The sequence below is a fragment of the Ferrimonas balearica DSM 9799 genome, from assembly GCF_000148645.1.
GTDB lineage: Bacteria > Pseudomonadota > Gammaproteobacteria > Enterobacterales > Shewanellaceae > Ferrimonas > Ferrimonas balearica.
Genome location: NC_014541.1, coordinates 3,528,888 through 3,552,102 on the forward strand (window position 1 = coordinate 3,528,888; position 23,215 = coordinate 3,552,102).

Annotated in this window: 19 protein-coding genes; 13 read left to right on the forward strand and 6 right to left on the reverse strand. The window is 61.4% G+C overall.

The features are described from left to right. The first annotated feature begins 43 nt into the window (after positions 1-43). Both FBAL_RS16035 and FBAL_RS16040 read left to right on the forward strand, forming a co-directional pair. Positions 44-1,435: a thioredoxin family protein gene (locus tag FBAL_RS16035; protein ID WP_013346634.1), complete on the forward strand. Its 1,392-nt coding sequence runs from the start codon at positions 44-46 to the stop codon at positions 1,433-1,435. 198 nt (positions 1,436-1,633) lie between these two features. Then, positions 1,634-2,815, forward strand: coding sequence for an MFS transporter (locus FBAL_RS16040; RefSeq protein ID WP_013346635.1), 1,182 nt, complete (start codon positions 1,634-1,636; stop codon positions 2,813-2,815). A 475-nt stretch (positions 2,816-3,290) separates the two neighbouring features. Here the strand turns inward: FBAL_RS16040 and FBAL_RS16045 are convergent, their stop codons facing one another. Continuing rightward, the gene (locus tag FBAL_RS16045; RefSeq protein ID WP_013346636.1) at positions 3,291-3,971 is read right to left on the reverse strand and encodes a hypothetical protein; all 681 of its coding nucleotides are present in this window, start codon (positions 3,969-3,971) and stop codon (positions 3,291-3,293) included. 334 nt (positions 3,972-4,305) lie between these two features. Between FBAL_RS16045 and FBAL_RS16050 the strand changes: the two genes are divergently transcribed. Beyond that, a complete protein-coding gene (locus tag FBAL_RS16050) occupies positions 4,306-5,511 on the forward strand; it encodes an NnrS family protein (protein WP_013346637.1) in 1,206 nt (401 codons plus the stop codon). Between the two features lie 37 nt (positions 5,512-5,548). Further along, positions 5,549-6,910 (forward strand): ammonia-forming cytochrome c nitrite reductase subunit c552, encoded by a 1,362-nt coding sequence (locus tag FBAL_RS16055; RefSeq protein WP_013346638.1) that lies wholly within the window; start codon positions 5,549-5,551, stop codon positions 6,908-6,910. A gap of 537 nt (positions 6,911-7,447) precedes the next feature. On the opposite strand, the gene FBAL_RS16060 is transcribed toward FBAL_RS16055, so the two are convergent. The 5 genes from FBAL_RS16060 to FBAL_RS16080 all read right to left on the reverse strand — a co-directional run bounded on the left by FBAL_RS16060 (position 7,448) and on the right by FBAL_RS16080 (position 13,607). Continuing rightward, positions 7,448-8,548, reverse strand: coding sequence for a porin (locus FBAL_RS16060; protein ID WP_013346640.1), 1,101 nt, complete (start codon positions 8,546-8,548; stop codon positions 7,448-7,450). Positions 8,549-8,756: 208 nt separating this feature from the next. Further along, positions 8,757-9,527, reverse strand: a complete 771-nt coding sequence (locus FBAL_RS16065; RefSeq protein ID WP_013346641.1) for an outer membrane protein OmpK — start codon at positions 9,525-9,527, stop codon at positions 8,757-8,759. Positions 9,528-9,599: 72 nt separating this feature from the next. Continuing rightward, on the reverse strand, positions 9,600-9,995 hold the full coding sequence (locus tag FBAL_RS16070; protein ID WP_013346642.1) for a cytochrome c3 family protein: 396 nt from the start codon (positions 9,993-9,995) through the stop codon (positions 9,600-9,602). A 17-nt stretch (positions 9,996-10,012) separates the two neighbouring features. Further along, the gene (locus tag FBAL_RS16075; protein WP_013346643.1) at positions 10,013-11,572 is read right to left on the reverse strand and encodes a flavocytochrome c; all 1,560 of its coding nucleotides are present in this window, start codon (positions 11,570-11,572) and stop codon (positions 10,013-10,015) included. Between the two features lie 427 nt (positions 11,573-11,999). Continuing rightward, complete coding sequence (locus FBAL_RS16080; protein WP_041251835.1) at positions 12,000-13,607, reverse strand: HAL/PAL/TAL family ammonia-lyase; 1,608 nt, start codon at positions 13,605-13,607, stop codon at positions 12,000-12,002. A 426-nt stretch (positions 13,608-14,033) separates the two neighbouring features. Between FBAL_RS16080 and FBAL_RS16085 the strand changes: the two genes are divergently transcribed. The 9 genes from FBAL_RS16085 (at position 14,034) to FBAL_RS16120 (ending at position 23,215) form a co-directional block, all read left to right on the forward strand. Next, positions 14,034-15,572, forward strand: coding sequence for a sigma-54-dependent Fis family transcriptional regulator (locus FBAL_RS16085; RefSeq protein ID WP_013346645.1), 1,539 nt, complete (start codon positions 14,034-14,036; stop codon positions 15,570-15,572). 346 nt (positions 15,573-15,918) lie between these two features. Beyond that, on the forward strand, positions 15,919-16,938 hold the full coding sequence (hypE, locus tag FBAL_RS16090) for a hydrogenase expression/formation protein HypE (RefSeq protein ID WP_013346646.1): 1,020 nt from the start codon (positions 15,919-15,921) through the stop codon (positions 16,936-16,938). Positions 16,939-16,960: 22 nt separating this feature from the next. Next, positions 16,961-17,125, forward strand: coding sequence for a hypothetical protein (locus FBAL_RS20485; protein WP_013346647.1), 165 nt, complete (start codon positions 16,961-16,963; stop codon positions 17,123-17,125). Between the two features lie 57 nt (positions 17,126-17,182). Beyond that, a complete protein-coding gene (locus FBAL_RS16095; protein WP_041251836.1) occupies positions 17,183-18,307 on the forward strand; it encodes a hydrogenase small subunit in 1,125 nt (374 codons plus the stop codon). Beyond that, on the forward strand, positions 18,304-20,007 hold the full coding sequence (locus tag FBAL_RS16100) for a nickel-dependent hydrogenase large subunit (RefSeq protein ID WP_013346649.1): 1,704 nt from the start codon (positions 18,304-18,306) through the stop codon (positions 20,005-20,007). The genes FBAL_RS16095 and FBAL_RS16100 overlap by 4 nt, the downstream gene beginning before the upstream one ends. Positions 20,008-20,017: 10 nt before the next feature. Then, the gene (gene cybH, locus FBAL_RS16105) at positions 20,018-20,683 is read left to right on the forward strand and encodes a Ni/Fe-hydrogenase, b-type cytochrome subunit (RefSeq protein ID WP_013346650.1); all 666 of its coding nucleotides are present in this window, start codon (positions 20,018-20,020) and stop codon (positions 20,681-20,683) included. A gap of 51 nt (positions 20,684-20,734) precedes the next feature. Beyond that, positions 20,735-21,295 carry a HyaD/HybD family hydrogenase maturation endopeptidase gene (locus FBAL_RS16110; protein ID WP_013346651.1) on the forward strand — a complete coding sequence of 187 codons (561 nt, stop codon included), beginning with the start codon at positions 20,735-20,737 and terminating at the stop codon, positions 21,293-21,295. Next, positions 21,279-22,961 (forward strand): hypothetical protein, encoded by a 1,683-nt coding sequence (locus FBAL_RS16115; RefSeq protein WP_013346652.1) that lies wholly within the window; start codon positions 21,279-21,281, stop codon positions 22,959-22,961. The genes FBAL_RS16110 and FBAL_RS16115 overlap by 17 nt, the downstream gene beginning before the upstream one ends. Positions 22,962-22,972: 11 nt before the next feature. Continuing rightward, positions 22,973-23,215 carry a HypC/HybG/HupF family hydrogenase formation chaperone gene (locus FBAL_RS16120; protein WP_013346653.1) on the forward strand — a complete coding sequence of 81 codons (243 nt, stop codon included), beginning with the start codon at positions 22,973-22,975 and terminating at the stop codon, positions 23,213-23,215.

Below are 23,215 nucleotides of genomic sequence, written 5' to 3' on the forward strand. Positions count from 1 at the left end.
TTGGAGTGAACACCCTGGATATTGCCTGGCCGAAGGAGACCGAATGGCCCGCCTTTTCACCCTGTTGCTGCTGTGCAGCCTTAGCCTGTTTGCCCGCGCCGATGCGCCCGTTACCTGGACCGCCAAAGACGCCCAGGGCCAACCGGAAATCACTCTGTACTTTTTCTGGTCACAAACCTGCCCGCACTGCGCCGAGGCCCACCCCTTTGTTGACGCGCTGGCGGAACACTACCCCTGGATCAAACTGGAAGCCCACAAAGTCTCCGATGCCGACACCCTGCCGCTGTGGCGGAGTGTCGCGGCGGAAACCGGCGTGCCGGCCAACTCGGTGCCCTACCTGGCCTACTGCGGCCAGGCCACGGTGGGCTACAACGGCCATGGCGTCACCGGCCAGTTCCTGCTGAGCCAACTGAAAGCCTGTTACGAGCGCAACGGCGGCGTGCTGGACCCGAACGATCCCGGTTTGGGCGAGGAGTTTGCCAGCAGCGCACCGGCCGAGGGTGGGATGTTCTCCACCTGCAGCTCCGACAGCGGCGAAGGCACCTGTGGCCTGGACAGCAGCGAAGCCGCACCGGCCACCGCCATTCAACCGGTCAACCTGCCTTTTATCGGCATGGTGGCCCCGGAATCCCTCTCCCTGCCGGTGCTGACCGTGGTCCTGGCGGGCGTTGACGCCTTCAACCCCTGCGCCTTCTTCGTGCTGCTGTTCCTGCTCTCCATCATGGTGAACGCTAAGAGCCGCACCCGCATGCTGATCGTCGGCGGCATCTTCGTGTTCTTCTCCGGCTTCATCTACTTCCTGTTTATGAGCGCCTGGCTGAACATCTTCGCCCTGCTGGGTGGCAGTGATGGTGGCTGGATCATGATGGCCGCGGGCTTCCTGGCGCTGACGGCGGGCTTTATCAACCTGCGCGAGTACGTCACCCAGAAAGGCGATGTCTCCCTGTCGATGTCCGCCGAAAACCGCGGCGCGCTGATTAAGCGGATGGGCCAGCTCACCAAAGCCAGCAGCCTGCCGACCATGATTGCCGGTACGGTGGTGCTGTCGATTCTGGCCAACACCTACGAGTTGCTCTGCACCGCAGGCTTCCCGATGATCTACACCAGCGTCCTGACCCTGCACGACCTGCCCAGCAGCGAGCGCTACTTCTACCTGGTGATGTACAACCTGGTGTATGTGATCCCGCTGGCGCTGATTGTGCTGGTGTTCTCCCTCACCATGGGTAAGCGCAAGCTGACCGAGAAAGAGGGCCAGACCCTCAAGCTGATGTCCGGCATCATGATGATGGGCATGGGCGCCATGCTGGTGATCGACCCGATGCTGCTGCAGAACGCGGTCCTCGCCATCGGCCTGATCGTCGCTTCCATTATCGTCACTCTGGTGGTCGCAACGGCCCGGAAGACACTGGAAAAGCGCCGCGCAAGCCAAGGCTAAGTCGCCGTCAAATCGCGTAAAAATGGCCCCGCACGGGGCCATTTTTTGTGCGCAGAAGGGCAACAGATTTTTTTGTTATCAGCCGCAAAATCCCTCGCTTTACCTGGCCAACTTTTGGTCGCATAGTGCCGCCAAAAACCCCCTGACGGTCCTCGTCAGGAACCCCCATAACTGACCCTTTTTTGGCTGGAGCGCGCGGTGTCTGACGTCACTGTAATCCGTTCCGGCAACAGCCTGTTTGTGCCTGTTGCTGGTCTGTCTCTGTTTGCGGTGGCTTCCGGCTTCTTGATGAGCCTGTTGCCCCTGTCCCTGCCCTATTTCGGCCTGGACAAAAGCCTGGCGGCCTATCTCGCCAGTGCCTTCTACGCCGGCATGCTCAGTGGCGCGCTGGTGAGTGCCCGTATCGTGTCGCAGCTGGGTCACCGTCATGCTTTTGTGGTGTTCCTGCTGGCCCTGCTGACTTCGGTCATCGGCCTGCTGGCGATCCCCAATGAGATCGCCTGGCTGACCCTGCGCGTGGTGGCGGGCCTGGCCAGTGCCGGTATCTACGTGGTGGTGGAGTCCTGGCTGCTGCTGGTGGACGACGATCGCCAGCGTGCCAAGCGCCTTGGCCTGTATATGACCGCCCTGTACGGTGGCTCCGCTTTGGGCCAGCTTGGCATCGGCCAGCTCGGCACCACCGGCTTCCTGCCCTACGGTGCGATCCTGGCCCTGCTGGCGCTGGCGGTGCTGCCGCCGTTGCTGGTCAAGCGTGGTGCGCCGATTCTGGAAGTGCACGACCCGGTGCCGCTCAAGGCACTGCGTCGCCTGAGCCGCCCCGCGGTGATCGGCTGCCTGGTGTCTGGCCTGGTGCTGGGCCCGCTGTATGGCCTGATGCCGCTCTACATCCACAACCAACCGTGGCTGAGCGAGCACACCGGTGCGCTGATGGCGATGGTGATCCTGGGCGGCATGGTGGTGCAGCCGATCACCGGCTACCTGTCACCGCGCATGAGTAAGTCTCTGCTGATGTCACTGCTGTGTGGTGTTGGCACCCTGGCGGTGGCGGGCATGCTGTCCGCCGATGACCTGCTGATGACCAGTGCCTGCTACCTGGTGTTGGGCGCCTGTGCCTTTGCGCTCTATCCGGTGGCCATCACCCAGGCCTGCCAGGGTGAAGACAGCGCCCGCATCGTCTCCATCACCGAGCTGATGCTGCTGTGCTACGGCGTGGGCTCCGTGGTCGGCCCGCTGGTGGCGGGTCAGATGACCCCGCTGCGTGATGGCCTGCCGTTGTACCTCGGCACCTGTCTGGCGGCCACCTGCATCTACATGCTGATCATGGCGGCGCGGGCCACCAAGCCGGTCTCCATCAATATGGATCCGCCCTCCGGCGAGTAAGCCGTCAAACCAAAAAAACCGCCCAAGGGCGGTTTTTTTATGGTTTATCGCATCTTTCCTTGGGAACTCTGGCTATGAGCCCGTTGCCACCTGCCGAGCCATTGCCGGGATGCCCCGGCGGGCACCAGAAGGGCGTTGCCCCTCTGGACTCCCCTATGCCTCCAACGCGGCGAAAGCCCCTCGCTCCCACTCCTTCCCGTTCAGCACTGGCCAGACTCGCATCCCTGCTCGACTGGCACTCGGGCCATCCCTGGCCCTCGGCTTCACTCCCAGTCGCTCCCGCTCGGCGCCGCGAGTCGGCCTCTGGTGGACGGCTACGCCGTGATAGCTGGGTGCTCATTCTTATTCGGAAACAGCATAAATCCCTCTAGACGAGCAGAGGCCATGAAAAGGTATTCTCTAGGAGAGGTCGCTTCTGTCTTTTTTCCCCGCTAATCCGCGAAGAACCTTTTTCATGAGACCGAAACGGGGCCGCTCAGCGTTGCTGGCTGGCCGCCGGCGTTCGCAGGTCCAGGGTTGCCCCGCTGTCGGCAGCCACCTTCTGAAAATCTGCCAGGGTCCAGCGGGCAAACCGCTGTTCCTGCCAAGCCGGTTCATCCTTGGGACAGGCGATCTCCGACAGGTAGGGCTCAATCTCCGTGCCGCCCAGGCCAAAGCGACTCACAATCGATTCGCAGCATTCGTAGAGCTCAGGATGGCGCTCCGGGTCAGCCTGCAGGGTCCAGACAAACTCCGACACGCTGCCCTGGCCCAGCTCCGCAGGCAGGCTGAGCGCCTGCTGCTGCACCAGGCGTTCAAACTCACGGGCACAGGCGTCACCAAACACCTGATACAGGCCATCGTCGCTGTCCTGGGTGGTTTTGCCACTGAGGGGGCAGTGGCTGGCAGCCTTTTCCGCGTTGCAGGCCCCCACAAAATCTTTGTAGGTGGCGGGCTGGGTCGGATGCGGATGCAGCTTGCCTTGATAGCGGGAGCAGGGGAAGGACGCGTTTTCGACTCGGCCTTCAAACAGATCACGATAGGACCATTGCTGAATCACCCAGAGGGCAAAATCCCGAATAAAACCATCAGCATTGTCCGGGTCAACAAAGCGGCCGAGCGCCCCCTCCATCTGGGTTAGCGCGCGGGTAAATTGCTCAAGCTCCACTTTTGGCACCCCATTCTCCTGTTCGCAGAGGGCGACTCCCTGCCTTTTCTCCGCTGAATGTACTGTTTGGACAGGACAAACACAAGCGCAAGATCATGAATATGAATCGGAAAATTCCACATAAAAATCAGGTGATTAGAAATTCATGATAAAAGTTACCCTGCCTGTTCTATGCGTCTGTCCGCCACTGATACCGCGCTAACCAGGCCAGTTCACTCCCCCGTTCACACACAAATTTTAGTGTCCGAACACCGGAACCCACTGACCCCAACTTGCCCGGCCACCCCAACGCCAGTATTATTGTTGCATTATTTATGCACCTTTAAATCGGCGAGAGGCTGCCATGATCAACATTGACGATCCCAGCAAGGTAGAAACCACCTGGCCACTCTGGCGTCTGGGCTTCCGCCCCTTCTTTCTCGCGGGCGCCGCTCTGGCAGTTTTGTTGATCCCCTATTGGCTGACGCTGTGGTACTACCCTGAGCTGATCAATCGGCCCTTCTGGAGCCCGGTGATCCCACTGTGGTGGCACCCGCACGAGATGCTGTTTGGCTTTGCCATGGCCATCGTAGCGGGCTTTACCCTGACCGCCGTGCAAACCTGGACCGGCCAACCCGGTCTCAAGGGCTGGCCTCTGGCGGGCCTGTTTAGCTTATGGCTGGGCGCCCGGCTGGTATTGATGCTGCCCTATGCCATCCCGTTGTGGCTGCCAGCCCTGCTGGACACCAGCTTTCTGCTGCTGACCGCAGCCCGGCTGGGGTGGAGCATCTGGCGTGTGCGTCAGTGGCGCAATGCCGCTTTCCCGCTGCTGCTGACCCTGGCCGCACTGCTGAACCTGCTGAGCTACTGGGCCCTCTATCAGCGCGATATGGTGCTGGCCAGTACCCTGTGGCAAGGGATGATCTGGTGGATGGCCCTGCTGATCACCTTTGTCGGTGGCCGGGTTATCCCCTTCTTCACTGCGGTGCGGCTGAAGCTGCCAAAGGCTGACCCCATCCGCGCTCTGGACTGGGTCCTGTTTTCGGCGTTGGCGGTACTGGCGCTGGATGCCCTGTTCAGCGTGCTGCCTGAACCGCTCTGGCGCGCTACGCTGCTTCTGGCCGGCGGCCTGCAGCTGGTGCGTCAGTCGCGCTGGCATGGCCACAAAACCCGGGGCGAACCCCTGTTGTGGTCGCTGCACCTGAGTTACCTCTGCATCACCGTGACCCTGCTGGCCCTGGCCATCACCGGCAGTGATGAAGTGGCCCAGCGCCAACTGCTGCACCTGCTGGCGCTGGGCGCCATTGGCGGCATGTGCCTGGCCATGATCGCCCGGGTCTCGCTTGGGCACACCGGCCATAATCTCTATGAGGGACCGTGGATGGCTCCGGCCTTTGCCATGGTGCTGAGCGCCGCTCTGGTGCGCAGCCTGCTGCCTCTGTGGCTGCCTGTTCACACCGAGTTGTGGCACTGGCTGGCGGGCACCCTATGGTGCGGCGCCTTTGCCCTGTTCCTGTGGCACTACAGCGGCCTGCTGAGCCGCCCCCGACTTGATGGCCGCCCGGGCTGATAGACTGAGATTGATTTAAAGAGAATAAAGGATGCCGATGTACCGTTCCCTTGCCCTGTTTCTGAGCGCCGGACTGCTGGGCTGTTCGCCTGCGCCCGACAGCGTAGACAATGCCGACTGGCAAGCCCCTTATCCGGCGCAGTACGACAGCTGGCTCAGTACCGAAACGGACACTGAACAGCAGGATGAACTGGCCCGTCGACCGGCCATGGTGGTGCTGTGGGCCGGGTCCAGTTTTGCCAAGAGTTACAACACGCCCCGTGGGCATCGTTTTGCGGTGGCGGACGTCACCCACACGCTGCGTACCGGCGTGCCGCCCAGCGGCCCCGATGACAAGGGCTACTCCGCCAGCTGCTGGACCTGCAAAACCCCAGATGCGCCCCGCCTGATGGCCGAGATGGGCGAGCAGGCGTTTGCCGCCAGCCAGTTCACCAGCCTGGGCATGGAGATGAGCAACACCGTCGGCTGCGCCGACTGTCATAAACCGGGCAGTGAAGCGCTGCAACTGGCCCGTCCCCACGCCAGGCACGCCATGGAGAAGATCCACCTGCCATTTGATCAGCAGGATGGGGCGATGCAGGGGGCCCAAACCTGCGGCCAGTGCCATGTGACTTACTACTTCCAGCCGGAGGCCAATAACAAGGTCAATATCCCCTGGATCTTCGGCAGCACCGCCGACGAGATCGAGCGCTACTACGACACCCGTCGTTTCTATGAGTGGCTGCATCCTATCTCCCGCACCCCCATGCTCAAAGCGCGCCACCCCGACTTTGAAACCTGGAGCCGCAGCCCCCATGCAAAAGCCGGGGCGACCTGCATCGATTGCCATATGCCGCAGCGCGAGGATGGCAACGGCCACGCCTACACCGACCACAACGTCGGCCAAGCTCTGGACAACTTTGAGCTGACCTGCGCTGGCTGCCACGACAGCAAAGGGGCCCTGAGTGCCACCCTGGCCCAGAATAAAGCCCGTATTGAGGCGGCGCGGGATTCCGTGGAAACGCTGTTGGTGCAGGCCCACTACGACGCCAAAGCGGCCTGGGATGCCGGGGCTGAATGGGCACAGATGGACAGTCCGTTGATGGACATTCGTCATGCCCAGTGGCGCTGGGACTTTGCCGTGGCCTCTCACGGCATCCATGCCCACAATCCGGAAGAGGGGCTGGCACTGCTGGCCGTGGCCCAACGCCAGGCCACGATGGCCCGGGCTAAACTGGCGTTGCTGCATCAGCAGCTTGGGGTGACGGAAGTGACCTACCCGGACCTCAGCTCCAAGGCCGCCGCACAGGAAGCGGTGGGGATGGATATGGCCCGCTTTGAGACGGAAAAGGCGGCGTTTATCCGCGATGTGGTGGCACCCAAATGGCCTGCCGCCGCCATGCGGGGTGCGCCGCACTAGGCGCTTCCTCAAACTTCAGGCAAAAAACGGTTCTTCGCGGATTAGCGGGTAAAAAAGACAGAAACGACTTCTGCAAAAATACCTCTTGATGACCTTTGCTCGTCTTTAAGGACTGATGCTGTTTCTGAATCGGAATGAACACCCAACCATCACGGCGCAGCCGTCCACCAGAGGCCGACTCGCGGCGCTGAGCGGGAGCGACTGGGAGTGAAGCCGAAGGCCAAGGATGGCCTGAGTGCCAGTCGAGCAGGGATGCGAGTCTGGCCAGTGCTGAACGGGAAGGAGTGGGAGCGAGGGGGCCTTCGCCGCGCCGGAGGCAAAGGGGAGTCCAGAGGGGCAACGCCCTTCTGGTGCCCGCCGGGGCATCCCGGCAATGGCTCGGTAGGTGGCAACGGACTCGGAGCCAAGGTTCCCACGGAATTATGCGATGAACCCAAAAAAAATCGCCGCACAAAGGCGGCGATTCGGGTTCCCAGTTCACCCTAAGCGGTCCGGGGTTAGGCGGTCCGGACCACTTCGGGGACGGGAAGCAAACGCTTACAGGAAGAAGCGGAAGCCAACAGCGTACTGGTTGTCGCCGTCACGGTCGTCACCAGTGCTGATGTTGTACTCAGCAAACAGCAGGGTGTTGCTGGTCAGGTTCTGGTGCACACCGAAGGACACGAAGGATTCGTTCCACTCGCCGTCGCCGTTGTCAGCAAAGCCAGGACGTTCGTCGTCGGTGTAGGCCATTTCCACTTTGCCGTCGCTCTCCAGCTGACGGTAGGAAACGAACGCGGTGGTGTTGGTTTCGAAGCCGTAAGCGGCCAGGAATTCCATACCGATGGAGTCACCGGTAAAGCGCATGCCCGCTTCGGTGTTGGTACCTTGCTGGTAGGAAGCCGCCAGGTACAGGTCTTTGCCCCACTGACCGTAAGCGGCGCTCACCTGCCAGGAGGTCAGCTCAGCGTCGTGCTTGGTGGAGTCCACCACGGTGTTGCCGTAGATCTTGTACTCACCGTTGATGTCACCACCGACGTAGGAGGTGCCCAGCTTGAACTCGCCGATTTGGTAGATCAGGCTACCACCGATGCGCTGGTCCAGAGCACCGTTCTCGCCCTGCCACTGCAGACCCAGGTTCAGGTTACCGAAGTCACCCAGGCTGAAGCCTTTGCGGTACTGGATGGCTTTGTCAGCACGGCCCATACCGGAATCGCCACCGTCAGTGTCGCCGGTGTAGATGCCCAGTTGGTCAGAGCTGAATACCACCGGCATATCAGTCCACCAGGCGGCGTCGTAGTAGGTGGACCACTCTTTACCGAAGGACAGACGACCGTAGTCTTCGTGGCTCACACCCATGTAACCCAGACGGGTGGAGAAGGAGTTGCCGGAGGTCATCATGTTGTAGCCGGTTTCGATCTTGGCATCCAGCGCGTAGCCGTTGCCCAGGTCGCGGTTGAAACCGAAGTTGATGCGCGGAGAGTTCGGGCGCAGCTGGGTATCAACGTCCACACCCTGGTACCAGTCAACGTTGCTCAGCTGAGCGGTCAGGTGACCACCCAGAGTGATCTGGTTTACGCCGTCGTTGTACAGTTCAACAGCTTGGGCAGGCATGGCCATGGCGGCCGCGACAGACAGAAACAGAATGGACTTTTTCACGCTTTGATCCTTTGTGGATTCATCAGAATTACCGTTCAAAGAGCGAAAGGTGTGCCAGCGTCTCTTTTGGGGGCCGAACCAGCCAATTCTTTGAGTTGCGAGGCGAAACAACGAAATGACGTGAAACCGCGTCACGAGATATCGTGCCGATAACGAAATTGAACAAGCTGGAAACGCGTCCCATCACATTGGCAGGACGCGTTCACATTTACAGCGACAGGCCAAAGGCGAGGCCGTATTCGAGATCACCCTGTGGCGTGGCGCCGATGCTGTCGAGGTGGCTCAGGTAGACCTTGGCGTAGACCCGCTCGGACAGACTGGTCTTCAGGGTGTTCACCCACTGATGACCATAATCGTCGTAACGGAACACCTCCTGATGCCCTTCAGCCCGGTCAAACTGACCGTTGTAGGCGATGCTGAAGGCACTGTCCCGGCCCAGGGCACGGAAGGGGTAGCTGAGGTTCAGCGTGGCAAAGTAGCCACTGGGGCCGCTGTAACTGAGCCCTTTAGCGGCAAAACTGCCGAAGGCGTAGTGCAGGCCGGCGCCCACGGTGAGGGTGGCGGCGCCCAGATCCAGATCCCGGCTGGCCCCCAGGTAGAAGTTGTCTTCCACGGTGCTGGTGCTGGCACTGATAAAGTTCTGCAGCAGGGCATTCAGTCGCCCCTCCCACATCACCGGTTCCACCACATTCAGTGACTTAAAGGTGGTGCGACCGGACTGGCCCTGTTGATCACGGCTGACCTGCCCTGGGTTCTCCAGTTTGGTGGAGCTGAACAGGCGTCCCCAATCGTCCAGGTTGCGGTAGTCCAGCTGCAGGTAAGGCTGGTCGAACGCGCCGGGGTTGCGCGCCAGAGTGCCGGGGCTGTGCGCCTTGTAACCCACCTCAACGCTGGCGGCACTGACGCTGGCCAGAGCGGTGGCCGGAGTCAGGCTGAACAGGGGCGCCAGCAGCAGGGCACAGTAGGCTGGTCGGAACATATCCTCTCCTTTGGTTAGCAACATCACAGTGAAAAAAAGGGCCCCGAAGGGCCCTTTAACATCGGCGGAGTGTTACTTCCGCTTCATTTCCGGATATTTGAACTCGTGGCACTGGTTGCAGTACACCTGAGGCTTCTTGTGCTCTGCGTGGCAGTAAGCACAGTTCAGATCCGTTCCATAGTGCAGGGAATCGTGCGGGTTCGGCTCAAACTCGGCACCGTGGCCAGGACGCTTGGTGGAATCCACCAGGTCTTCCATCGGGCCGTGACAACCCAGGCAGGTTTCGGTGGCCGGGGCGCTGAACGGCTTCTGGTCGCCGTGACAGGCCTGGCAGTCCACGCTGCCATCGGCAGAGGTGAACATCTCCTGGTGGTAGGATTTCATCGGCATCTTGGCGGCCATAGCACCGTGGTTGATGCCCAGGGCCAGGAACAGACCGGCCAGCAGAGTCAGGTTACGTTTCATCATCTTATCCTCGGGTCCTATCAGGCCAGTTGCAGTTCTACGGTGTTGCTGGCGAACGCGTGCTTGGCCGCGTTACGACCGGTTACCACACCTTCGGCTACCGCACAGGCACCCAGACGGGAGGCTCCGTGGATACCACCGGTGGCTTCACCGGCAGCGTACAGGCCGGTGATCGGCTTGTTGGTCACCAGGTGCAGCACTTCGGAGTGGGTGTTCACACGGACACCGCCCATGCAGTAGTGCACTTTCGGCCACATGCGCACGCCGTACCACGGACCCTCTTTCAGTTCGAACGCCTGCATCAGCGGACGGCCAAACTCTTTGTCTTCACCGGTGCGAACCGCTTCGTTCCAGCGCTCAACCTGAGCCACCAGCTTGTCAGCCGGCATGCCGTAGATCTCGGCCAGCTCTTCCAGGGTGTCGGCTTTCTTGATCACGTCGTACTTCAGACCCCAGGCCAGGGTTTGTGCCTGAGCGGCGCCCTTGGCGTTGGTGAAGCCAACCGGGTAAACCGGCTTACCTTCGTCGTCACGACGGGTCATGATGGCGTCGGCACGGGCCTTACGGTCAGCCAGTTCGTTGAAGAAGCGCTCGCCGGTGCGAACGTCAACCACCAGGCCGTTCTGGTAAGTGGCGATGGTGTTGAACTGAGAAGCGGTACCGAAACCTTTCTCGTCCGGAGAGGACCACGGGCCCAGCTGGATCTGGTCCAGGTGAACCGGGTTGGCGCCTTCCAGCATCATCAGCTTCAGAGCGTCGGCGGTGGCACCAGCGTGGTTGGTGGAGTCCAGCTCGTCGGTCAGGGACGGCTGCTGGATCTGACGGAAGTCGATGTCGCGACCAAAGCCACCGGTGGCCATGATCACACCCTTGCGGGCACCGTACATCTTCGGAGAACCAGAGCGTTTCTTCGGCCAGAAGTAGTCAGACTGAACCTGAACACCAACGATGCGGCCGTCTTCGTTCTTCACGAAGCCGCGCAGTTCGGTCTGGGTGTACATGGTCACGCCTTTCTTGTTCGCCACTTTGATCAGCGGACGAATGATGCCGGCACCGGAGCTTTCGCGGGTTTGCAGAATGCGCGGTACGGAGTGGCCACCGAAGTGCTGTACGAACGGCTTCCAGACGGTGCCGCGCTCTTCCAGCCACTTGGCGGATTCCGCGGTGCCATCACACACCAGTTCCAGCATCTTCTTGTCGTTCATGCCACGGCCTGCGGCCAGCATGTCTTCCACCATCAGAGCGACGCTGTCTTTTACGCCCTCTTTCTCCTGCAGGTGGGAACCGGCTACCGCCATGGCGCCACCGTTGATGGTGGAGTTACCGCCAAATACCGGCATCTTGTCGATAACCAGTACCTTGGCACCGTCTTCAGCGGCCTGTACGGCCGCTGCCATGCCGGCAAAACCGGAACCCACTACGATGATGTCGTAGATCTCATCGAACTTCGGGGTTACCGGCTTGCACTCGCTCGCGCGGCTCGGGCCAGCCACCATCAGGGTGGCACCACCCGCGGCCAGGGCCGCGGTCTTCTTCAGCATCGCGCGACGCGACGCCAGCATGGGCTTGTCGTTTGACATGGATTGCTCCAAATAGGTCTTCTGCGTGTTATGCCAATTCAATTGCAGGGGGCGTGCCAGCAGGCCAAACCGGGGTGAAAAGGGGCAAATATATGATCCACCCCCAGCAGTAACGAGATCTCGTCAGAACCCGGCACGATATTTCGCACCGCATCGCCAGATCCCGTGTTTTTCCCGACACTTGCGGGATCCTGATCCCACTTACATGAGAGTTCGAACCCGGTTTTACGAGATGTCGTGCTTTTGGCGACTTTTTCAGCGCTTGAAAGCCCCGGATAGGGCAGACTTAACGGCCGGTAACAGGCCGTCATGACGCCAGTCAGCGGGGAGATTGGCGTATCTGGGTGTGCCCGTTCGGCGGCATAAAAAAACCGGTGCCGAAGCACCGGTTTTTCATCGCATTACAGGGCGTGATGAAAAGGTTGAGTTAGAACTGCTCAACCACCAGTTTGCCCGCGGCGATGTCCGGGGTGTACGGACGGTCAACCTTCACGAAAGACACTTTCTCGCGGTAGGCGTCGTACAGCTTCTCGGTGGCTTTGCCCAGTTTCAGGTCCGGGTTTTCCATGCGACGCAGGTCGATGGCCTGAGTGCTGTGCAGCAGCTCAACACCGAACATGGTGTACAGGTTGTCGGTGATGCCGATCAGGTTGTCGGAAGCCAGCTTCATGTTGGTGAAGGTGTCTTCGATGTTACCGGCGATGGCGATGCCTTCGAAGGTCACCGGCTGAGCCAGGTGCTTGTTGCGGGTGTGCAGGTCAGCAAAGGTCTTCTGCACGGCACCGAACGCGTGGCCCATGTTGCCCGGCGCAGTCAGGAAGCGCGGCAGACCAGTGAAGTGGTCGTCGGACAGACGCAGGGTACGCATGGCGGTGTTGTGAGACACCTGAGCCAGGGCGATGTTCAGCTGTTGAACCGCCATGGCCACCGGCAGCGGGTTGAAGTTGGCAGTCGGGAATACGCCGCCTTTGCCATCCACCAGGTACTGCTGCAGCTGGGATTCCTTCAGGTGCTCTTTGGACGGGTTCAGCACAACGGCCGGGTTGTCGTCAGAGGCGTTCACCTGGATCAGCAGCATCTTCTCCAGCTCGTCGGTGGCTTTCTGAGCCATGGCCAGGGTGTAGCCAGTGGTACGGAAAGAGAGCGGGTCTTGCAGCGGACGCTTGGCGTTGGCATCCCACAGGTAGGAACCGTCCAGTTGCTCCAGGATGGTCTTGGACATCGCCTGTACGGACGGGAACGGACGCACCTCGTTGGTTTGCGGCAAGTAAGGCGCCACGTTACCGTTCAGCGCTTCCAGAGACAGGGCGAAGGTGGTCGGAGCCACTTCCATCACCTGCTCAGCCTGCTTCAGGCCTTTCATCGCGTAAGCGGTGGCGAAGGCGTTGTTGGACAGGATGGACAGAGCGTCTTTACCGATCGGAGACAGCGGCTCAATGCCAGCGTCTTTCATCGCTTCGGCGGAGCTTACGCGCTCGCCTTTGTAGAACACTTCCCATTCACCGATCATCGCCAGGCCCACGTGAGAGGCCAGCAGGATGTCCGCTTCGCCCACGGTACCGCGGGACGGGATCACAGGAATGATGTCGTGGTTAAGGTACTCAACGTACAGGTCAGCCACTTCCGGCTGAACACCGGTTTGACCGTGCAGCAGGGTGTTCAGACGAACCGCCATGCCCAGGCGCACCATTTCGGCGTCCATCGGCTCACCCACACCGGCGCTGTGAGAGCGCAGAGCGTTGTACTGGAACTCGCGGGAGGCTTTCAGGGCTTCCGGAGTCATCTCACCGCTGGCATCGAACAGCTTGTGGTCTTTGTTCAGACCCACGCCGACGGTCAGACCGTAAACCGGCTTGCCGGTACGAGCGGCGGTCATCAGGGTGTCGTAGGCTTTTTCCAGACGCTTCTCGGCCTTACGGTCGATCTTCACCTCGGCGTCGCCTTCGGCGATCTCCCAAGCTTGGTCCAGGGTCATATCAAAGCCGTTCAGAACGACGGTATCTTTCGCGTAAGCACTGGTGGCGCCCAGGGTCATCAGGACAGCCAGGGCAATCTTGCTGGTTACGGTGTTCACTGCACACTCCGTTGGTCTTTCAATATTCATCGGTCACTGGCTTATGCCGGTGTCTGACAGATGAGTAGGCAGTTTATGTGCCAGCGGTTTTTCCGGCGCGCCAAATGGTTCGAATCGGGATCGAGCGCAACCAGCTCCGAAATGTCGTGGGTCTTTAACACGATATGTCGTATCGGATAACGAGATGCGGCAACCCAATCCCGAATCCCGGGATCCAGTCCGCGACGAAAATACCAACAATTCACTCGAATCACGAAGTATCGTGATCTTGTCAACAAAACATGAATTTTATCGCTGCGATGATGACCCAGATATGACGTTCACCTCGGAAGTGTTGCTAAGTGTGTCGCACACTCCCTTGTCGCCAATGCGCAAAGGAGGTTGAAAATGTCGTTGGAATTGTCGCTGTATCGGGAAGTCACTCAGACCCTCTCCAGCAGTTTGCAAATCGAAACCGCGCTGAAGGCGTGCTTCGCCGAGTTGCAGCCCCACTTTCCGGCCGATGGCATCTACATCAACTTGTTCCTGCCCGCCAGCCAGGAGATCCAAAGTGTCGCCGTGGCCGATGCCAACGGCGCCAAACAGCTGGATCGTCGCATCGCCCTGACCGAGGAGATGTGTCAGCTGCTGCAGGACCCGGACCGCCCGCTGGTGCGGATCCTGACCGATGTCCACCAGGACCCGGTGACCTACCACGTATTAAGCCAGGTGCTGCCCCAGGCCCGCTCCGTGGTGCAGCTGCGCCTGAAGATCGACGACACCCACCTGGGGGTTGCCGCGCTCTATGCCACCAAGGAGGGCGCGTTCAACAACCGCCACGCAGAACTGTTCCGCCAGTTCAAAGCGCCATTCTCGCTGGTGACCGCCTTTAACCTGCAGAGCCGTAATATGTTGGCCGACAACGCCCACCTGGCGTCCGAGAATCGCGCCCTGCGCCGTTCCATTGCCGGTCAGGATGAGGTGGTGGGCGCCCGCAATGGCCTGAAAACCGTAATGGAGCAGGTCGAGGCGATTGCACCGCTGGAAAGCACCGTGCTGATCACCGGCCAGACCGGGGTCGGTAAAGAGGTGATCGCCAACGCCATCCACCAGCGTTCTTCCCGCACCGGCAAACCCTTTATTAAGGTGAACTGTGGCGCCATCCCCGACAGCCTGATCGACTCGGAGCTGTTTGGCTACGAGAAGGGCGCTTTTACCGGCGCGGAGAAACGCAAGCAGGGCTACTTTGAGCAGGCCAACGGCGGCACCATCTTCCTCGACGAACTGGGCGAACTGCCGCTGTCCGCGCAGGTGCGCCTGTTACGGGTATTGCAGAACCGCACCATTGTCCGGGTGGGCGGGGTAGAGCCGGTGGAGCTGGACATCCGGGTGGTGGCGGCAACCCACCGGGATCTGGCCCAGATGGTGCAAACCGGCGACTTCCGGGAAGACCTCTGGTACCGCCTGAACGTCTTCCCCATCGACATTCCGGGCCTGAATCAGCGACGCCAGGATATCCCCCTGCTGGTGCACCACTTTATGGAGCAGCTGGCCCCGCGCCTGGGCTTTAAACAGCTGCCGGCCATCAGCGGTGAAGATATGATGCGACTGCAGAACCACGCCTGGCCCGGCAACGTGCGGGAACTGGTGAACGCGGTCGAGCGCGCCATGATCCAATCCCGCGGTGGCCCACTGGATTTCCGCTTCCTCAGCTGCCCGGTGGCCGGACACGCCATTCCCGAAAGCGATGGCGAGCGTCCGGTGATCATCGACCCCAGCCACGCCACCGACATGCTGGTGCCGCTGGACGTGATGACCGCCAAGTATATGGAGCACGCCCTGCGCTTAACCGGCGGAAAAATCCATGGCCCCGGCGGTGCGGCAGAGCGCCTGAAGATCCATCCCAATACTCTGCGCAGCCGGATGAAGAAGCTCGGCCTGCTGTAACCGCAGCCAGAACGAAAACGCCCCTTAATGGGGCGTTTTTTGTGCATTAACAGGCTGTTACCACGAATCTTCTTCAGCAACCCCGTGACCACAGTCACTGGACAAACCACTGCGACCCTCATTCGAATTTAGCTTAAGCAATTGATTTATAAACAATAAAAATTGTTAAATAACCGTATCAACGAAAGATTGGTGTCATCTATCCACGATTTTATTGATGTTGATCAACCTCCCCCCTGACCAACATTTGATCTGGCGCATGCCGTGATCAGCCGCCCTCCCCTACATTCCGGTTACACGTTGTCATTCAAGGAAGGAGCGGGTCGTCCCGCTCGGGGAGAGACCCATGACCGAACGCATCACGCTGGCCCACGGCAGTGGTGGCCAGGCTATGCAACGGCTGATCAAAGAGCGCTTTCTGGCCCAGTTCGATAATGCCGAACTGGCACGGATGGAGGACCAGGCCCAACTGGCCCTCGCCCCGATGATGGCGGCCGGCGATCGGCTGGCGTTCGCGACCGACTCCTTCGTGGTCGATCCCATTGAGTTTCCCGGCGGCGACATCGGCAAACTGGCGGTGTGTGGCACCGTCAATGACCTCGCTGTCGGCGGCGCCCTGCCCCACAGCCTCAGCGTCGGACTGATTCTGGAAGAGGGGCTGGAGATGGCGGTACTGGACCGCCTGATCACCTCCCTCGCCGCCACCGCCCGCGCTGCCGGTGTGCAGGTGGTGACCGGTGACACCAAGGTGGTGCACCGTGGCAGCTGCGACAAGATTTTCATTAACACCAGTGGCATTGGTGTCATCCCCTCTCACCGTCAGTTGGGCGCCCATCGGGTCCAGCCTGGTGACCTTATCCTGGTAAACGGCACCCTGGGCGACCACGGTGCCGCCATTTTGCAAGCCCGTGGCGAACTGGCCCTGAGCGGCACCCTCGAAAGCGACTGTCAGCCCCTCAACGGGCTGGTGGAAGCGATGCTGGCTGCCGGCCCGGTTCATGCCATGCGCGACGCCACCCGAGGCGGCGTTGCCGCCGTCTGCAACGAGATTGCTGAGGTGGCCGGGCTGCGCCTCACCCTGAAAGAGTCGGCATTGCCGATCCACCCGCAGGTGCGTGGCATCAGCGAAATCCTCGGCCTCGACCCGCTGTTGATGGCCAACGAGGGCAAGCTGGTCGCCTTTGTCGCCGCCGAGCACGCCGAGGCCGTTCTGGCCGCCATGCGGGCGCATCCATCCGGCCGTGAGGCGGCCATCATCGGTGCTGTGGAACCCGCAGCATCCCACCAGGTTTTGGTTGAGGGGCTCTATGGCACCTGTCGGCAACTGTTGATGCCGGTCGGTGAGCAACTGCCCCGCATTTGCTAGATCGACATCTAAGGAGAGAACAATGAAAAAACGCATCGCAATGCTAACGGCGCTAGCCCCGTCGCTGGCTTACGCCCACCCCGGCCATGGCGGCCTGGGGCTGTTTCATCACGCCTGGGACGTGGTGTTGATGGTTGTGGTGGCCGCCGCCCTGTACGCCGGCTGGCACCTCTACAAGAGGCGTTGAGGTTCAGCCTCAACCCAACACAAGGAGGAAGCCAACGTGTCTGACTATCAAGCCCTGATGGCGCGCTGCGAAGCCCGCCTGGAAAAACTGGCGGCGCAGGCGCCAGTGAAAACCGACTCGCTGCAAACCCGGCTCGACGCCGCGGGGATCAGCCGCCGTGATTTTATGAAGTGGTCCGCCGTGACCACCACTGCCCTGGCCCTGCCGATGCAGTTTGCCCCGATGGTGGCCAAGGCCGCCGAAGTGGCTGACCGGGTACCGCTGATCTGGCTCCACATGGCCGAATGTACCGGCTGTTCCGAGTCCCTCATCCGCTGCGACACCCCCACCATCGACACCGTTCTGTTTGACCACATCTCGCTTGAGTATCACGAAACCCTGATGGCCGCTGCCGGCTGGCAGGCGGAAGAGAACCTCGAGCACGCTCTGCACGCCTATAAGGGTCAATACCTGCTGGCCGTGGAAGGCGCCATCCCCACCGCCAATGGCGGCCACTTCCTGACCGTGGGCTGTAAAGGCCACACCGGCATGGAGATCATCCACGAAACCGCCGCCAACGCCGCTGCCATTATCTCCGTGGGTACCTGTGCGGCCTTTGGTGGGGTTCAGGCGGCTGCGCCCAACCCGACCGAAGCCCGTCCGGTGGACAAAGTGATTCACCAGCCGGTGGTCAATCTGGGGGGTTGCCCGCCCAGTGAAAAGAACATCGTTGGCACCCTGATGTACTTCATCATGTTCGGCAAACTGCCACCGCTGGACATGTTTAACCGACCCAAGTGGGCCTACGGCGCCCGGGTACACGACAACTGCGAACGCCGCGGTCGCTTCGACGCCGGTGAGTTTGTCGAAACCTTTGGTGACCATGGCGCCAAAGAGGGTTACTGCCTCTACAAGGTGGGCTGCAAAGGCCCCTACACCTACAACAACTGCCCGACGGAACGCTTTAACCACCACACCAGCTGGCCGGTATTGGCTGGCCACGGCTGCATTGGCTGCTCCGAACCGAACTTCTGGGACACCATGGCGGACTTTGAAAAACCGCTGGGACGGCGCGAACTGCACAGCCTGGATAAGACCGCGGACTTTATCGGCGGCGCCATTCTGGGCCTGACCGTTGCCGGCATCGGCGCCCACGCCGTCGCCAGTGTGTTCGCCAAGGAAAATAAGGAGGAGGAACAATGAGCAAACGTGTCGTGGTTGACCCCATTACCCGCATCGAAGGTCACCTGCGGGTGGAAGTGGAAGTCGACGAAAACAACGTCATCACCAAAGCCTGGTCCTCCTCCACCCTGTGGCGGGGCATCGAAGTGATCATGAAGGGACGCACCCCGATGGACGCTGGCCTGCTGGTTCAGCGCATCTGCGGTGTGTGCACCTACTCCCACTATCGCTGCGGTACCGAAGCGGTGGAGAACGCTCTGGGGCTGAAGATCCCGGCCAACGCCGAGTACCTGCGCAGCCTGATGCAGTCCTCCCTCTACATGCACGACCACCTGGTGCATTTCTACCATCTGCACGCGCTGGACTGGGTCGACGTGGTATCGGCCCTGTCTGCCGATCCGGCCGCGGCCGCTCAGGAAGCGCTGCGCTGGACCGACAAACCGGTTTACGCTGGTGAAGGTGAACTGCGCGCCGTGCAGGAGCGGGTGGGCAAGCTGGTGGCCACCGGCAAGCTGGGGCCCTTTGCCAACGCGTACTGGGGCAATGGCACCTACAAACTGACCCCGGAACAGAACCTGATCGCGGTCGCCCATTACCTGAAGGCGCTGGAAGTGCAGCGGGTGGCAGCAGAGATGCTGGCCATCTTCGGCGGCAAGCAGCCCCATCCCCAATCCCTGGTGGTGGGCGGTGTGACCTCCGTGCGCGACATGCTCAGCCCGGCCCGCCTGCAGGAGTGGAAAACCAAGCACGCCCAGGTGCACGACTTTATCGTTCGTGCTTACCTGCCGGATGTGCTGATGGCCGCGGCCGCATACAAAGCCGAGCCTTCCGTGCTGGGTGGCGTGGGCGTGACCAACTTCCTGGCCTGCCAGGACTTCGCACTGGGCAATGGCCGTTACCTGTTCCAGGGCGGCGTCATCATGAACGGCGACCTGGCCAATGTCAGCGACATTGACCCGCAGCTGATCAAGGAAGACGTGACCCACGCCTGGTATCAGGATGGTCCGGCGTTGCACCCCTATGACGGGGTGACTGAGCCCAACTACACCGGCTTTACCAAGCGTGACACCGTTTATGGCGAACTGCCGACGGTGGACGGCGACGGCAAGTACACCTGGGTGAAATCCCCCCGCTACAACGGCGAACCGGTGGAAGTGGGCCCGCTGGCCTGTCTGCTGGTCAACTACGGCCGGGGCAACCCGAAAGTGGTGGCTGCCGTCGATGGCCTGCTGGAGATGACCGGCCTGCCGGTGGAAGCGCTGTTCACCACCCTCGGCCGGACTGCGGCCCGCCTGGTGCAGACCCTGCTGGTGTGCGACGCCGCGCTGGAGACCTTCGACGCGCTGGTGCAGAACATCCAGGTGGACGAGAGCACCTTCCGCGAGCCGGTGATGGATCCGAACCAGGAGTACGTCGGTCACGCCATGATCGAAGCCCCCCGCGGCATGCTCAGCCACTGGGTGCGGATCAAGGGCGGCAAGGTGGAGAACTACCAGGCGGTGGTGCCCACCACCTGGAACTCCGGCCCGAAGGACGCCGAAGGCAAGATCGGTCCCTACGAGTCCGCCTTGATCGGCATGAAACTGGAAGACCCCAGCAAGCCGCTGGAGATCATCCGGGTGATCCACTCCTTCGATCCCTGCATGGCCTGTGCCGTGCACGTGATGGATTACAAGGGGCAGGATCTGGGCCAATTCCAGGTTGGGCCGAACGCGGCCTGAGGAGGACGGTATGACAACGGAAACGCTGTACACCCGTGATTATGTGTTCAGTCCGGCCATCCGGATCATGCACTGGCTTCGGGCCCTGTCCATCGTGCTTCTGGTGATCACCGGGTTCTACATTGCCTGGCCGTTCCTGACCCCCTACGGGGGCACCGATAACCTGCAACAGGGATGGGTTCGCCTGGTTCACCTGGTGGCCGGCTTCGTGCTGGTGGCCATCACACTGGCCCGCGCCTACCTGTACTTCTTCAGTCGCAGCGATATCGAGCGCCGCTCGTTTCGGGATGTGATGAGCCCAACCAGCTGGATTGTTCAGCTCAAGTCCTACATCTGGATGGGCAAACTGCATAAAGCCGGGGTCTATGGCCCGCTGCAGTACGTCACCTACCTGGCCGTCACATTGGTGATCGTGTTTATGTGCGTCTCGGGCCTGGCCCTGCACGCCAACGTTTACCACGATGGCCTGGGCGGCGCCCTCTATCCCTTCGCCGAGTGGTTTATCGGCGTGATGGGCGGTCTGGCGCCGGTTCGGGAGTGGCACCACATCATGACCTGGGTGTTCATCATCTTTACCGTGATTCACGTCTACATGGCGGTTTGGAGTGGTATCCGCTTCAAGCAGAACTCGGTCGATGCCATCGTCTCGGGCTACGACGTACACAAGAAGCACTAAGCCACAGGGCCTGCTCCTTCGGGGGCAGGCCCTGTTTTTTTAGGAGAAGCCATGAGTCAACACATTCTGGTACTGGGCATCGGCAATGTCCTGTTCGCCGACGAAGGCATCGGTGTTCACCTGCTCCACTACATCAAGCAGAAGTACCGTTTTGACGGGCCCCACCGGCTCGACTTTATTGATGGCGGCACCCTGGCCCACGCCCTGATCCCGCTGATTACCCAATACGACCAGCTGGTGGTGATCGACACCGTTCACTCCACCGAAGGGCAGGTCGGAAACGTCTATTTCTTCGATTTCGATAAGGTGCCCCACCATATCGATTTCCAGGGCAGCGCCCACGAAGTGGAGATGCTGCAGACCCTCAATATGATGGAGATGGTGGGCGACCGGCCTCCCACCCACATTCTCGGGGTGATCCCCGAAGTGCTCGAAGCGATGAGCTTCGAACTGTCCGCCTCCGTCCTGGCCGCCGTGCCGCTGATGGAGCGCGCCCTGCTGGACCACCTGGCCAGCATCGGCATGACCGCCACCCGGGTCAGCTGTCCCGACATCCGCGCCGTTGCCCAACGCTCCTGCGCTCAGGAGGCCTGCGATGAAGTTGCGCTTTGAGTTCGATACCGACCGGTCAGTGCCGCTGTACGGTCGTCTCTGTAACCAGTTTCTGCGCCACCCGCAGGTGCACGCCATTGAGCGCACCGCGCAGGGCTATGCCCTGGAAGCCGAGGGCGATGAAGCGCAACTCAGTGCCCTGGCGGAGCTGATTGGCCGCACCTTTCCCCTCTCCTGCTGGCTGACCGACTCCCGCCTGAGTCCCATCGAACAGTTCCGTGGCGACGCCGTTGATCTGGCCGACCCGGCGCCGCAGCTGCCCTTCTGCCAGCACTGCATGGAAACCCCCAAGTCGCTCTGTCCCCACTGTGGCGCCCTCCCGGCACTGCAGGACCGGCCGCTGGAGCCGCTGCTGACCGAACTGGTACAGCGCCTCGAACAGGGTGGAGAGATCAACTATCTGGCCGGGCATAACCGCATCAGCCTGCGCCGCACCGAACATATGACCAGCAGCGATGATGCGCTGCTGTTCTGCCGCCCGGAAGCCCTGAACGACGCGCTGCACATCAGCAGCACCGGCATTCAGCAATTGGGCAGCATTGAGAAGCCCAGCCTGCGGCTGGTGCCCCGGGCCGAGTTTGCTCAGGCCCACCGGCTCAGCCGGGCCCGCTACCGGGTTCAGCAAGCCGCAGACCGCCTCACCCTGGCCCTGTGCAACCGCCTGGCTGCCGACGGCATCGACGTGGTTGGCATCCGCCAGACCCAGCCACCCATGCTGCTGACCCCTTACGGCGACAGCCTGGTGGCGCTGGAAGACCATCGTCCCCCGGCGCCGTTGTCGACCCATGAACCGGCTCGCCACCAGGTGGACCTGCTGGGCTTTGCCGCCCAATGGCGCGATGGCCGGGTCAGCCTGCGTCACAGCGACCACCACCTGAGCCCCGACCCGGACTGGGCCGCCGCGTGCGCCCTGGAAGGGGTCCGCCAGCAGGACCGCGTGCCCAAGCGCAGCGCGGTGCTTTACCTCAGTCGCCAGCATCGCTCCGGCCTGCTGTACCAGACCGAGGAGGGCGAATACCAATGGCTGGTGCGACTGCCGGAAGCCAGCGAAGCACCGCTGACCGTGCCCGCCCTGCTTGAGGCGATCCGCCAGGGTGGCGATACCGGGCAGCGCCTGCTGGCGCGGTATCAGGAGGTCGACCCCGGCCACCTCGACACCCTCAACCGCCTCGCTGCGGTGCCGCTTTCCGCCAGCTTCCACCACCTGCTGGCATTGGCCGCCTGGTTTACCGGCCTCTCCGACGATCCGGACCCGGACCGCGCCGGCGAAGCGTTCCTCTGCCTTGCCAGCCGCTACCAGGGCCAGACCGCGCCCCGTATCGACTACGCCGTGGAACGGGTGGACGGCACCCTGCTGGTGCAGTGGCGTCGCGCCCTGCAAGCCTGCCTCTCTTACCGCCTGGCCGACCCGGAGCAACAAGCCGGCGTGGCCTTTGGCGTGATCGACTCGTTCTGCGATTTTGTCTGCAACTGGGTCGAACAGCTGGATATGAACATCGGACTGGAGGAGGTGATCCTCGCCGGTGATGAGTTTGATAACCCGGTGCTGCTGGAGCGGTTGCGGCTGCGCCTGGGTAAGAATATGGCACTGCGTCTGCCGGCCGATTTCGGCCCCACCACGCTGGCCATTGGTGCCCTGTTTGTGCCTCAGGCACAGCACGGGTAAGGAGACCGCCCATGTGTTTTGCCATTCCGTCCCGCATCATCGCGTACGACGCCGATAACCAAATGGCCCGTATCGATACCCTGGGCCGCCAGCGGGAGGTCAGTACCCACCTGATCCTCGATGCTCTGGCGGTGGGGGATTACCTGCTGATCCAGTCCGGCTTTGCGATGGAGAAGATCAGCCGCGAGCGGGCGCTGGACAGTCTGGAACTGTACCAGCAGCTGATTCAGGAGATGGAAGCTGGGGAGGCCTGA